The 12,253-nt window shown below is 67.5% G+C and carries 12 protein-coding genes and 2 tRNA genes; 7 read left to right on the top strand and 7 right to left on the bottom strand.

What is annotated here, in order from left to right; translation table 11 throughout:
* Positions 1-67 precede the first annotated feature (67 nt).
* Both PDM28_RS12850 and PDM28_RS12845 read right to left on the bottom strand, forming a co-directional pair.
* A tRNA-Phe gene (locus PDM28_RS12850) sits at positions 68-143 on the bottom strand.
* Between the two features lie 182 nt (positions 144-325).
* Positions 326-1,516: a YbfB/YjiJ family MFS transporter gene (locus tag PDM28_RS12845; protein ID WP_311182329.1), complete on the bottom strand. Its 1,191-nt coding sequence runs from the start codon at positions 1,514-1,516 to the stop codon at positions 326-328.
* Between the two features lie 73 nt (positions 1,517-1,589).
* Here PDM28_RS12845 and PDM28_RS12840 point away from each other — a divergent pair, with 73 nt between their 5' ends.
* On the top strand, positions 1,590-2,411 hold the full coding sequence (locus PDM28_RS12840; RefSeq protein WP_311182328.1) for an AraC family transcriptional regulator: 822 nt from the start codon (positions 1,590-1,592) through the stop codon (positions 2,409-2,411).
* 4 nt (positions 2,412-2,415) lie between these two features.
* Here PDM28_RS12840 and PDM28_RS12835 read toward each other — a convergent pair whose 3' ends face one another.
* From PDM28_RS12835 to PDM28_RS12820, 4 genes are all read right to left on the bottom strand, one after another.
* Complete coding sequence (locus PDM28_RS12835) at positions 2,416-3,450, bottom strand: cupin domain-containing protein (RefSeq protein WP_311182327.1); 1,035 nt, start codon at positions 3,448-3,450, stop codon at positions 2,416-2,418.
* 75 nt (positions 3,451-3,525) lie between these two features.
* Complete coding sequence (locus tag PDM28_RS12830; RefSeq protein WP_102944577.1) at positions 3,526-4,044, bottom strand: DsbA family protein; 519 nt, start codon at positions 4,042-4,044, stop codon at positions 3,526-3,528.
* Positions 4,041-4,550 (bottom strand): redoxin domain-containing protein, encoded by a 510-nt coding sequence (locus PDM28_RS12825; protein WP_311182326.1) that lies wholly within the window; start codon positions 4,548-4,550, stop codon positions 4,041-4,043. The genes PDM28_RS12830 and PDM28_RS12825 overlap by 4 nt, the downstream gene beginning before the upstream one ends.
* 31 nt (positions 4,551-4,581) lie before the next feature.
* The gene (locus PDM28_RS12820) at positions 4,582-5,100 is read right to left on the bottom strand and encodes a Dps family protein (protein ID WP_070209378.1); all 519 of its coding nucleotides are present in this window, start codon (positions 5,098-5,100) and stop codon (positions 4,582-4,584) included.
* A 221-nt stretch (positions 5,101-5,321) separates the two neighbouring features.
* Between PDM28_RS12820 and PDM28_RS12815 the strand changes: the two genes are divergently transcribed.
* From PDM28_RS12815 to PDM28_RS12795, 5 genes are all read left to right on the top strand, one after another.
* Positions 5,322-6,797, top strand: a complete 1,476-nt coding sequence (locus PDM28_RS12815) for a sensor histidine kinase (RefSeq protein WP_311182325.1) — start codon at positions 5,322-5,324, stop codon at positions 6,795-6,797.
* Complete coding sequence (locus tag PDM28_RS12810; protein ID WP_311182324.1) at positions 6,794-7,450, top strand: response regulator transcription factor; 657 nt, start codon at positions 6,794-6,796, stop codon at positions 7,448-7,450. The genes PDM28_RS12815 and PDM28_RS12810 overlap by 4 nt, the downstream gene beginning before the upstream one ends.
* Before the next feature lie 62 nt (positions 7,451-7,512).
* Entirely contained in the window at positions 7,513-7,890 is a 378-nt protein-coding gene (locus tag PDM28_RS12805; protein WP_311182323.1) for a response regulator transcription factor, read from the top strand.
* Between the two features lie 86 nt (positions 7,891-7,976).
* Positions 7,977-8,807 carry an alpha/beta fold hydrolase gene (locus PDM28_RS12800; RefSeq protein WP_311182322.1) on the top strand — a complete coding sequence of 277 codons (831 nt, stop codon included), beginning with the start codon at positions 7,977-7,979 and terminating at the stop codon, positions 8,805-8,807.
* A gap of 71 nt (positions 8,808-8,878) precedes the next feature.
* Positions 8,879-9,040, top strand: coding sequence for a hypothetical protein (locus PDM28_RS12795; RefSeq protein ID WP_311182321.1), 162 nt, complete (start codon positions 8,879-8,881; stop codon positions 9,038-9,040).
* A 243-nt stretch (positions 9,041-9,283) separates the two neighbouring features.
* Here the strand turns inward: PDM28_RS12795 and PDM28_RS12790 are convergent.
* A tRNA-Ala gene (locus PDM28_RS12790) sits at positions 9,284-9,359 on the bottom strand.
* A gap of 322 nt (positions 9,360-9,681) precedes the next feature.
* Here PDM28_RS12790 and PDM28_RS12785 point away from each other — a divergent pair.
* Positions 9,682-12,234: a Cache 3/Cache 2 fusion domain-containing protein gene (locus PDM28_RS12785; RefSeq protein WP_311182320.1), complete on the top strand. Its 2,553-nt coding sequence runs from the start codon at positions 9,682-9,684 to the stop codon at positions 12,232-12,234.
* Positions 12,235-12,253 lie beyond the last annotated feature (19 nt).

The raw sequence follows: 12,253 nt of genomic DNA, 5'->3' as shown, positions 1-12,253 counted from the left end.
CTACGCCGTCCAAAGTTCAGCGGGCAAAAAAAAAAGACCCGCATTTCTGCAGGTCTTTTCGAAATCATGGTGGCCGAGGACGGAATCGAACCGCCGACACGGGGATTTTCAATCCCCTGCTCTACCAACTGAGCTACTCGGCCACTTCATCGCTGCGTTGCCGCTGGCGAGGACGCGAATAATACGGAGGTCTGCAGGGTTCGGCAAGCGTTTCGACCAAAAAATTTCACATTCGTTGCTGCGGCCTTGGTACGCGGGCTTAAGTGCTTGATCGTTCGTACGGCGTATGCATGAATCGACGTTCATGTGAGCTCGTCGCGCGCAGTCACGTCCGTGCGTGATCTGCCGTGTCATCCGGCATCGCTGCCAACAACACGATGCCGATCGCCATGAAGATTGCTGCCAGCAGCAGCGACGCCTGGTAGCTGCCGCTGCTGCGGGCCAGGGTGCCGGCCAGTGCCGGTGCCAGGATCTGGGCGACGCCGTAGCTGAGGGTGAGGTTGGCCATCGCCTTGGCCGGGTTGTGCGGGTAGTGGCGCCCGACCACGGTGAGGGTGAGGCTGACGATGCCGGCGAAGGTCAGTCCGAACAGCAGGGCGCTGCCGATGCCAGCAGCGAGGCCATCGTCCAGCAGCGGCAGCACGAACGAGGCGGCCTGCAGGGCGAAGGCGAGCATCAGGGCGCGGATCAGGCCGATCCGGGCGGCGATGCGGTCCCAGGCGAAGGTGGAGGGCACGGCGGCCAGCCCGACCAGTACCCATACGCCGCTGCCGTGGCCGCGGAAGGCCTGGGTCTGTTCGAGGATGGCGACGATGAAGGTGGCGCTGACCACAAAACCGACTCCGGCGCAGAAGTAGGCGGCGATCAGCAGGCGGCGCCAGCGCTGGCTGGGCGGGGGCGGGGCCTGGGTGGCGCCGTGGGCGGAGGTGGGGGTGGGGCGGGGCATCCAGGCCCAGGCGGGCAGCAGGAACAGCAGCCCGAGCAGGCCCAGCCAGATCCACTGCGCGCTCGAGCTGGCGTGCCCGGCCAGCAGCCCGGTGGCCACGCCGGAGACCACGATGCCCAGCCCCAGCCCGGCAAAGTGCAGGCCCAGGCGCGGACGGTGCTGGTGGGCCAGCAGCCAGTTGAGCACCAGCCCGGACGCCAGCAGCAGACCGGCCGTGCTGGAAAGGCCCGCCACGAAGCGCAGCAGGCTCCACAGCCAGGGCAGGGTGGTGACGCCCATCAGCGCGGTGGCGCCGACTGCCAGCAGCAGGCCGATCCGGTAGAAGCGGAATTTCTGCTGCATGTCGCCGACCCGCGCCGCCAGCAGGGTGCCGCACAGGTAGCCCAGGTAGTTGAAGGTCGCCAGCCATCCCCCTTGCGCGGCGCTGAGCCCGGCATCCACGCGCATCAGCGGCAGCAGCGGGGTGTAGGCGAAGCGGGCCAGGCCGACGGTGAGCACCAGCGCGCAGATGCCGGCGGCGATGACCTGCCAGGGTTTCAGGGAAGCGGAGTGGGGCGTGGGGGCGGGCATGGACGCGACCGGGGAAGAGTGAGGTCATCCTCAGTCAGGCCGGTGCGGCTGTCTTTCGATAGAATGCCGCATCATGTCGATCAGCAGCCACGCCCCGACTTCCGCGCCCGGCGGCCTCTGGAAAGAGGTGCCGGTGCCGCCGCTGCGCACGCTGCCGTGGCCGGTGGTGGCGCGCAGCCAGCACCTGGCTGCAGGCGAGCGCTTCCCGCCGCATGCGCACGACTGGAACCAGGTGGTGTTCGCCACCGAGGGCGTGCTGCAGGTCACCGCGCGCAACGCGCGTCACGTGATCACCCCGCAGCAGGCGTTGTGGGTGCCGACCGGGATGGTGCACCACACCGGCGCGGTGAGTGCGGCGGCGTTCCGCAACCTGTATGTGGCCGACGATCCCGCACTCGGGATGCCCGACCACTGCGCAGTGCTGGATGTAACGCCGTTGCTGCGTGAGTTGATCGTGGAACTGGGGCAGGTGCGCGCGGAAGACGATGCGGACTACTACGCGCATCTGTGCGCGCTGGTCACCACCCAGCTGCGCCGCCAGCGCCAGCACGTGCGGCACCTGCCATGGCCACAGGAAGCGCGGCTGCAGCGCTGGTGCCAAGCACTGCACGACCAGCCTGCCGATGCGCGCAGCGCGGAGGAATGGGCCAGCGTGCTGGGCGCATCGCCGCGCACGCTCGCGCGGCACTTCGAGCGCGAAACCGGCATGAGCCTGCGGACCTGGCGCACGCGGCTGCGCCTGTTGCGCGCGATCGAGTGGCTGGCGCAGGGGCGTTCGCCGACGACGATTGCCCATGAGTTGGGCTACGCCTCAGCCTCGGCGTTCAATTACATGTTCCGCGTGGAAATGGGGATGAGCCCATTGCAGTGGCGGCGCTCGCGTCAGCCTGCATGAAGGCTCACACCGGATCCAACGCATTCCGACGCGCCACGATCAACGGGTCGTGCGTGGTGCGTGGGAAGGTTGGCAGCGCGGCCGCGTCCACGCCGAAGGTGGCGGCCAGTACGCCGGGCGCGAATGCGGTGGCGGCCAGTCGGTAACCGACGTCGCCCGGGGTGGGCTGGTCGAAGAACACCAGGAAATGCACGTCGTCGCCCAGTACTTCGATCTGGTGCGGGTAGGCGCGCGGAATGAAGTACATATCGCCGGGCTGCAGCAGGTAGGTGTCCACCGAGCCGTCCGGGTCGAGGATGCTCATCCTTGCCTGGCCGCGATGCACGTAGCCCAGCTCGGCCGTCTCCGGGTGCCAGTGTGGCTCGCGCATGCCGTCATCGGCGATGCGCAGCGAGTACATCGAGAGGTTCCGCAGCGCGGGCCAGAACTGCGTGCGCGACACCCGCGCCTGGCCGTACTGAAAGTCGACCGGCGGCGACTGCGCTTCGATGGCGAAGCGATGCGGGTCGGCGCGGTCGGCCCCGTCCGGTACCACGGACGGCCCGCTGCGCTTCACCAGATACGGCGAGCCGGTGTCGCGGGGCAGGGTGCTGAACGCAACCGCATCCACGTCATACGTGTTGCCCAACACCGCGTCGGACATCGCACCGAACGCCGCATGCAGCGAAAAGTCCTGCGGCCGCTCATGGCTGAACACGATCACCAACTCGGCGCTGTCGTCCCCAACGTTTTCGATGGCGTGCAGCGCGCCGCTGTCGATATGGAACATTTCACCCGCGCGCACGCGTAGGGTGATGACCGCATCGGCGTTGCCCACGATGGTGATCAGCACGCTTCCGGCCAGCACGTAGCCGAGCTCGTTGGCATTGGCATGCCAGTGCGGTTCGCGGATGCTGCCGGGCGCCAGCAGCATGCGCTTGATCGACATCCGTTCCAGCAGCGGAAAGTCGTCGGCGTTGAGCCGGCGGATCGAACCCAGGGCGTCGTCATGAACGGTGGGGGCCGTCCATAACGACCGGACGTGGCGGGATGCGGACATTGCAGGATCCTATGCAGGTGCCGGCGCGCCCCGGGTGGGGGAGGGGGGCGTGCCCCGGCGCGCCGGCGTAACAGGTCAGGCCAGTGCGGTCATGAATTCGATCAGGCTGTCCACATCGACGGAGCCGTCGTAGCGCTCGCCGTTGATGAACAGGCACGGTGTCCCGTTCACGCCGCTGCGCACGCCGCCCATGAAGTCGCTCTCGATCCGATGATCGAACGCACCGTTGTCGGCGGCGTCCAGCAGCGCCTTGTTCAAGCCCAACTCGCTGGCATAGGCCTTCAGATCGTCAGGGGCCAGCGCGTCCTGGCGCGCGTAGAGCAGGTCGTGCGCTTCCCAGAACTTCCCGCCCTCGGCAGCGGCTTCGGCAAATCGGGCTGCGGCCAGCGCATGCGGGTGGCTTTCGGTAATGGGGAAGTTGCGGAACACGAAGCGCATCCGCGTGCCCATGGCCCGCTGCACCGCCTTGAGCACGGGGTACGCCGCGCCGCAGTACGGGCACTGGTAGTCGCCGTATTCGACCAGGGTGATCGGCGCGTCGCGCGGGCCCTGGCTGTGGTCGTTCGCGCTGACCGCTATGGACAGTCCTTTCATGATGCTGCTCCTGCAGGAAGTACGGCGGTGGAGGGAAGCTGCGCCAACGCTTCAAGGATGCCGTCGGCGCCGGGATTGATGCCCAAGGGCGAGAGGTAGCGCCAGCGCACGATGCCTTCGGCGTCGATCACGAACAGCGCCCGCTCGCACACGCCGTCCTGTTCGCGGTAGGCGCCGTAGCGTCGGGCGACTTCGCCCTTGGGTTCGAAGTCGGCCAGTAGCGGGAAGTGCAGGTGGCGCTCCCCGGAGAACGCGGCATGGCACCACACCCCGTCCACCGAGATGCCGACCAGCTGCGCGCCGCTGCGCTGGAACTCGGGCAGCAGCTGGTTGTACAGCGCCAACTGGTCGCCGCAGACCGGGCTCCAGTCGGCGGGATAGAACGCCAGGATCACCGGGCGGCCGCGCAGTTCGTCCAGGCTCAGCCGCTGGTCGGGGGTAGCGGGCAGCTGGAACGGCGGCGCGGGGGCGCCCACCGGCGCGGCGCTGCGTGATGCGTTGTTCATGGCGGACTCCTGTGGGGGAAGGAAGCGCGGCTCAGCGGGTGGGGCGGGTGCTTTCGAACAGGAACCAGCTGCGGCCTTCGGCCTCGTCGATCCAGTTCTCGATCAGGCTGGCGGTGGCCACGTCGTTGTGCGTGTCGCAGACCTCGTGGGTGGCGCGCAGGAACTGGACCAGGCGGCGGTTGTCGTCGGCCAGCTCGGCCAGCATGTCCTGCGGGGTTACATAGTCGGCATCGTTGTCGAGCAGGCGCTGGATGCGGTGGATCTGCCCGATCGAGCGCAGGGTGGTGCCGCCCACCTTGCGGGCGCGTTCGGCGATGGCATCGGTGGTGGCGTAGATCTGGTCGCCCTGTTCATCCAGCATCAGGTGGTAGTCGCGGAAGTGCGGGCCGGACATGTGCCAGTGGAAGTTCTTGGTCTTCAGGTACAGCGCGAACACGTCGGCCAGCAGCACGGTGAGCGCGCCGGCGATGTCCTTGCCGGCCTGCTGGCTGAGGTCGGACGGGGTGCGCAGCGGGGCGGTCTGGCGTGCCTGCGGGGAAAGCTCGTTCATGGCGGGTCTCGGTAGCTGGGGTGGTGGGCCTGGTCCGCTGGCAGCGCGGGTGGGGCCGACGGATCCAGACTAGGCAGGGGCGCGCGGCGCCGGTATTGCGCCATCGTTTTCCCGGCTCATACGTTGGTTTGGGCCGGGCGGCGGCGCATCCCTCTTTTGAGGGATCAACCGGGCGCAAGGGCGGGGGATACTGCGCCCATCCCACCGAAGGTGACTGCGCGATGCCCCCCGGCCAGACCGTGCCCAGCACCCGCCCCGACCGCGAGCGCGTGGTCGGGGCTTCGCCGCGTCGGCGCACGCTGTTCCGCGTAGCGGCTGCGTTGTTGACCCTCGGCATCTTCCTGATCGATGTACTGAGCACGCTGGAGGGCGCGGTGGCGGTGCTGTACGTGGTGGCCGTGCTGCTGGTGGCGCGCACCGGGCGGCGTGCGGACATTGTCATTGCGGCCATGGCGGGCATTGTCCTTACCGTAGTGGCCTACGTGGATTCGCACGGGGTGAACCATGTCGGCGCGCAGACCTTCCGCGCACTGGTCAGCCTGGCCGCCATCGGCATCACGGCGGTGCTGGCGCTGCAGCATCAGCACGCCATGCAGCGACTGCGTGGCCAGGCAATGCTGCTGGACCTGTCGCACGACATGATCTTCGTGCGCGACCGGGGCGGCGTGATCACGTTCTGGAACCGCACCGCCGCGCAGCTCTATGGCTGGAGCGCGGACGAGGCCATCGGCCAGGTCGCGGACGTGTTGCTCTCCACCCGGTACCCGGAAGCGCGCGAAGCGGTGGAGGCCGCGCTGCTTGAACATGGCAGCTGGGAAGGCACGCTGGAGCAGCGCACCCGCGAGGGGCAGTGGCGCGTGCTGGACAGCCGCTGGGTGATCCAGCGCGATGGCCAGGGGCGGGCAGCGGGCGTGATGGAAACCCATACCGATGTCACCGAACGCCGCAAGGCCGAGGATGCAGCGCTGCGCGCGCAGGCCGAGCTGGCCCATGCCACGCGCGTGGCCACCCTGGGCGAACTGGCGGCCACGCTGGCGCATGAGGTCAACCAGCCGCTGATGGCGGTGGTAACCAACGGCGAGGCGGGCCTGCGCTGGCTGCACCGTGATACGCCTGACCTGCACGAAGTGGATGCGGCGATCAACCGCACCGTGGGCGAGGCGCGCCGCGCCAGCGAGATCGTCAAGCGGGTGCGCGCGTTCCTGGCCAAGCGCAGTACGCCCCGCGAAACGCTGGACACTGCAACCCTGATCGACGACGCAGTACGCCTGGTGCAGCACGAACTCAACCGCGAAGCGGTGCAGCTGCGCGTGGCCGTGGCCGGCAACCTGCCGCCGTTGCATGGCGATGCGGTGCAGCTGCAGCAGGTGCTGGTGAACCTGCTGATCAACGCCAGCCAGGCCATGGCCGGGCAGGACGACGCGCGCCAGTTGCAGGTGGATGCGCGCGCGGGTGCGCCGGGCGAGGTAGTCATCCACATCACCGATAGTGGTCCCGGTATTCCCGAGGACCACCTGGACACCCTCTTCAAACCTTTCTTCACCACCAAGCCGCAGGGCATGGGCATGGGGCTGGCGATCTGCCGGTCCACCGCCGAGGCGCATGGCGGGCAGCTGTCGGTGGACAATGTCCCCGGCCGCGGCGCCCGTTTCCGGCTGGTGCTGGCCACCCCGATCCCTGAAGGCATGCCGTCATGAATCCAACCACTCCCCATCGCGGTTCCACGATCCCGGCCGTGCCCCTGGTCGTGGTGGTCGACGATGACGCTGCCGTGCGCGACGCACTCGACAGCCTGCTGCGCTCGGTAGGCCTGCAGACCCGGGTGCTGGGATCGCCGGCCGAGCTGCTGCAGGCCGAGCTGCCGGACGTGCCCGGCTGCATCGTTCTGGACGTGCGCCTGCCCGGCATCAGCGGGCTGGACCTGCAGGGCCAACTGGCCGCGCAGGGCATCCACCTGCCGATCGTGTTCATGACCGGGCACGGCGACATACCGATGACCGTGCGCGCGATGAAGGCCGGTGCGGTCGACTTCCTGTCCAAGCCGTTCCGCGACCAGGACATGCTGGACGCGGTCAGCGCGGCGATCGAGCGCGACACCCGTCGCCGCCAGGCCGGAGCCGCGCGCGATTCGCTGGAAGCGCGCTACGCAACGCTGACCCCGCGCGAACGCGAGGTGATGGCGCATGTCGTGGCGGGATTGATGAACAAGCAGGTGGCCGGCGAGCTCAACCTGAGCGAGATCACGGTGAAGATCCATCGCGGCAACGTCATGCGCAAGATGGGCGTGCGCGCGCTGGCCGACCTGGTGCGGCAGGCCGAAGCGCTGGGCGTGGGGCATTCGCCGGCCTGAAGGCGCAGGACCAAACCTGTGTATGGTTCCCGAGCGCCGGCGGATCAGGCATAAATGGGGGCATGAAGCCGATCCATCGCATTGCCATCGTTGACGACGATGACGGCGTGCGCCAGTCCCTCTCGAGCCTGGTACGCGCGCTGGGCCACGAAGTGCGCACCTATCCCTCCGCCACCGCCTTCCTCGCCGACGACGGCGACGCGCCGGACTGCCTGCTCACCGACATCCAGATGCCGCAGATGGACGGCGACCAGCTGCAGGCCGAGCTGCTGGCCCGTGGCTGCACCTACCCGATGATCTTCATGACCGGCTTCCCGAACGAAGCACTGCGCGCCCGCGTCATGGCACGCGGCGCACGGGCGTTCCTGGTCAAACCGGTGGATGGCGACGCCATGGCGCGGTGCCTGGGCGAGGCGCTGGGCATCCATACCTCGGTATGACCCAGCGACCCAAGCGTACGATGTCGCGCTGGATCGCCTCCACCTAGTCTGTTCCTGCAGTCCCCACTACTCCAGGAGCAGCACCGATGAGCATCCTCACCACCGCAGACGGCGTCGAGATTTTCTACAAGGACTGGGGCCCGAAAGGCGCCCAGCCCATCGTGTTCCACCACGGCTGGCCGCTGTCCAGCGACGACTGGGACGCCCAGCTGCTGTTCTTCCTCGCCAAGGGCTATCGCGTGGTCGCCCACGATCGCCGCGGCCACGGCCGTTCCGCGCAGGTCAGCGAGGGCAACGACATGGACCACTATGTGGCTGATGCGGCCGCAGTCGCCGACCATCTGGACCTGAAGAACGCGGTGCATGTCGGCCACTCCACCGGCGGTGGCGAAGTGGCGCGCTACGTGGCCAAGGCGGCGCCAGGCCGAGTCGCCAAGGCGGTGCTGATCAGCGCCGTGCCGCCGATCATGCTGCAGACCCCGGCCAACCCGGGCGGGCTGCCGCTGTCGGTGTTCGACGGCTTCCGCGCCCAGCTGGCGCAGAACCGCGCGCAGTTCTACCTGGACCTGGCCAGCGGCCCGTTCTACGGTTTCAACCGCACCGGTGCCGCCGTGTTCGAAGGCACCATCCGCAACTGGTGGCGCCAAGGCATGATGGGCAGCGCGCAGGCGCACTACGAAGGCATCAAGGCGTTCTCGGAAACCGACTTCACCGAGGACCTGAAGGCGATCAACGTGCCGACGTTGGTGCTGCATGGCGATGACGACCAGATCGTACCCATCGCCGATGCCAGCCTGCTGACTATCAAGCTGCTGAAGCAGGGCACCCTGAAGGTCTTCCCGGGCTATCCGCACGGCATGTGCACCACCCACGCCGACGCGATCAATGCGGAACTGCTGGCGTTCGTCGAAGGTTGACCCCTGCGTCACGCGCCAATGGCTAGGTTGTGGCCATGCCCAGACAGGGCTGGCCACAACGAGCGCGCACCATGAATACTGAAAAACGGCCCGGCAAGCAGCAGGGCGTCAAAGAGGCCCAGCAGGATCGCAAGCAGGACGAGGTCGCCAAGACCCGTCAGGGCCAGACCGACGAGCAGATCCGCGAGTCCGAGAGCCGTCGTCCGCCGACCAAGGACAACCCGGACGCGTGAGGGTAGGGTCGGTTCCCGAACGACCGCAGTGAACGGTTCTCCGTTCGGTGACGCATGACCTGCGAACGGCAACGGCCTTTTCCGTCAACGTTCATGCCCTCGTCGATCGCGGTGATACTACGTGCGGTCGATTGGGATGCGACCCTACCGGGTCTAGGTTCGCGCCATCGGACCGCGCAAAAAAAAGCCACCGCAAGGTGGCTTTTTCGTTTCGCTGCCATCCATGGGATGACTGCGGGAATGTGGTGGAGCCAAGGAGGATCGAACTCCTGACCTCGTCATTGCGAACGACGCGCTCTCCCAGCTGAGCTATGGCCCCATGTGTGCTGCTACGCGGCGTGGGTGCCGCGAGGGACCAAGTGTAGCGCTGCGTACCCCGCGCTGCCAAGAGTCTGACTACGGACATCGAGGCCGTCGCCGTCTGCGGCAGACCCACTCGCAACTTGAGAGATTTCGACCATTTCTGAACGGATCACCGGCTTCGTGAAGATGCGACCGGAGGACATCCCTTGTGGATCAATCACTTGGGTGAAACGAAAGGTGTATCGATTCTGTCTTTTTTTACGTAAAGAGGACCACTTCGGTGCCGATAAGAAGTGTGACGTATCTCTCAATCCAATCCTCCCCTCCGAGTCCCAACGATGACGACCCGTGCCGCCACCGTTTTCTCCACTTCCATCGGCGCGCGCCTCGCGCTGCTGATGGGTCTGATCACCACCCTGGCGTTCATGGCGCTGGCGGTGCTGATCTACCGCCAGGCTGCCAGCAGCTACCAGCAGCGCGTTGAAGCGGGCATGCAGAACTCCACCGATCTGATGCGCGACTCGGTTGAGCTGTACGACCGCAGCCTGAGCGACAGCACCGAGCGCATGGCGGGCATTTTCCGCGCCATGCTGCCGGACGGCGAGGTCAGCGTGGACCCGGGCAAGAAGGTCATCGTGGGCGAGCGGGAAACGCCGACCCTGCAGTTCGGCAAGGAGGTGCTGAACCTGCAGGAAGCGGCCGTGGATCGTTTCGCCGAGGCCACCGGCGGTGGCGTGGCGACCGTTTTCGTTCGCGACGGCGATGATTTCGTGCGCGTATCGACTTCGGTCCGCAATGCCGAAGGCGCGCGCGCCATGGGCACCGTGCTCGACCACGCCAGCCCGGCCTACCCAAAGATGTTGGCCGGCGAAGGCTTCACCGGTCCGGTGCGGCTGTTCGGCGTGGACTACATGACCCATTACATGCCGATCAAGGACGCCGCCGGTGAAGTGGCCGGCATCGCTTTCGTCGGGCAGAACCATACCGAAGGCCTGGCGGCGCTGAAAACGCGCCTGCGGGAGTCGAAGCTCGGCAAGGAAGGGCAGTTCCTGGCGGTCAACACGCGCGCTGGCGACCAGTTCGGCACCGTGGTGGCCGCCACGGCCGGCGAAGGCGAACTCCTTTCCGCGATGGTGGACCCGGCCGACCAGCCCGTGCTGGAGGCGCTGCTGACCGGCAAGGCGAGCCAGGCCACGCTGCACCTGCGCACCGCCAAGGACGCACCGGCCACCTCGTATTTCGTCAGCGCACAGAGCTACGGCCCGTGGCAGTGGACCGTGCTGGGCCTGGAGCCGACCTCGGTACTGCAGGCCGTACTGCACAAGCTCATGCTGCAGATCGTGGTGGTGTCCGGCCTCGGCCTGCTGGCGGTGATCGTGGCGCTGATCGTGGTGGTCCGCCGTGTCATCAGTGCGCCGCTGTCGCAGGCCGGCCAAGTGGCGCGTGACGTGGCCGCCGGCCGCCTGGACCAGCGCATCGTGGTGCGCAGCCAGGATGAAGTGGGCCGCCTGATGGGCGCGCTGCAGCAGATGCAGGACAAGCTGCGCGAGATCATCCACGCGCAGAATGAGATGAGCCAGCGCCACGCCGAGGGTGCGATCAGCCACCGCATCGACGCCAGCCGCTTTGAAGGTGAGTTCGGCACGATGGTCACCGGCACCAACGAACTGGTCGCCGCGCATATCGACGTCAAGATGCGCATGGTCGACCTGGTGCGGCGTTATGCCGATGGCGATCTGTCGCAGTCGATGGACGAGCTGCCGGGCGAGAAGGCCCGCATCACCGAAGCAGTCAACGGGGTGCGCGACCGCCTGCAGGCGATCAATGGCGAGATCAAGCACCTGGTGGCAGCGGCCGCCGCCGGCGACTTCAGCGTGCGCGGCAATGCCGAGGCCTACCAGCATGATTTCCGGGTCATGGTCGATGGCCTCAATACCCTGATGGTCACCGCTGACCGCAATCTCAGCGCGCTGTCCGGGCTGCTGCGTGCACTTGCACAGGGCGACCTGCGCGGCCGTATCGATGGCCAGTTCCAGGGCGTGTTCGCCACCATGCGCGACGACGCCAATGCCACCGTGGCCCAGCTGACTGCCATTGTCGGCGGGATCCAGCAGGCGGCGGTGTCGGTGGCGACCGCGTCTGCGGAGATCGCGGCCGGCAATGACGACCTGTCGCGCCGTACCGAACAGCAGGCGGCCAGCCTGGAAGAGTCGGCAGCGTCGCTGGAAGAATTGACCGCCGCGGTGAAGCAGAACGCGGACCACGCGCGCCGTGCCGACCGCCTGGCGGCCGAAGCGGCCCAGGTGGCAGAGCAGGGCGGCACCGCCGTGGCCCAGGTGGTGGAGACCATGAGCGGCATCGAAGCGTCCTCGCGCCGCATTGCCGACATCACCACGGTGATCGACGGCATTGCGTTCCAGACCAACATCCTGGCCTTGAACGCGGCCGTGGAAGCCGCGCGAGCAGGCGAGGAAGGCCGTGGCTTTGCGGTGGTGGCTTCGGAAGTGCGCGCGCTGGCGCAGCGTTCGGCCAGCGCGGCCAAGGAAATCAAGACGTTGATCGAAGCGTCGGCGGCCCAGGTGGCCGACGGCAGCGAACTGGCCAACCAGGCGGGGCAGACCCTGCAGCGCGTGGTGGCGTCGGTGGGCGAGCTGGGCGGGCTGATCGAAGAGATCGCCAGCGCCAGCCAGGAACAGGCGGCAGGGATCGAGCAGGTCAACCAGGGCATCGTGCAGATGGACGGTGTGACCCAGCAGAACGCTGCCCTCGTCGAGGAGGCTTCGGCCGCTGCGCGTGCATTGAATGCGCAGTCGTCCGAGCTGCAGCAATCGGTCGGGCAGTTCCGCCTGGCCGACGCGCAGCCCGCGCGCAGGGAGCGCGTTGCGGCCTGATCGGGTGCGGTGGCGTCTG

Origin of the sequence: Stenotrophomonas aracearum (genome assembly GCF_031834615.1) — a bacterium.
In the GTDB taxonomy this organism is placed as follows: domain Bacteria; phylum Pseudomonadota; class Gammaproteobacteria; order Xanthomonadales; family Xanthomonadaceae; genus Stenotrophomonas; species Stenotrophomonas aracearum.
The sequence above is the reverse complement of the archived record's forward strand: the minus strand, read 5'-3'. Positions and strand labels throughout refer to the sequence as shown.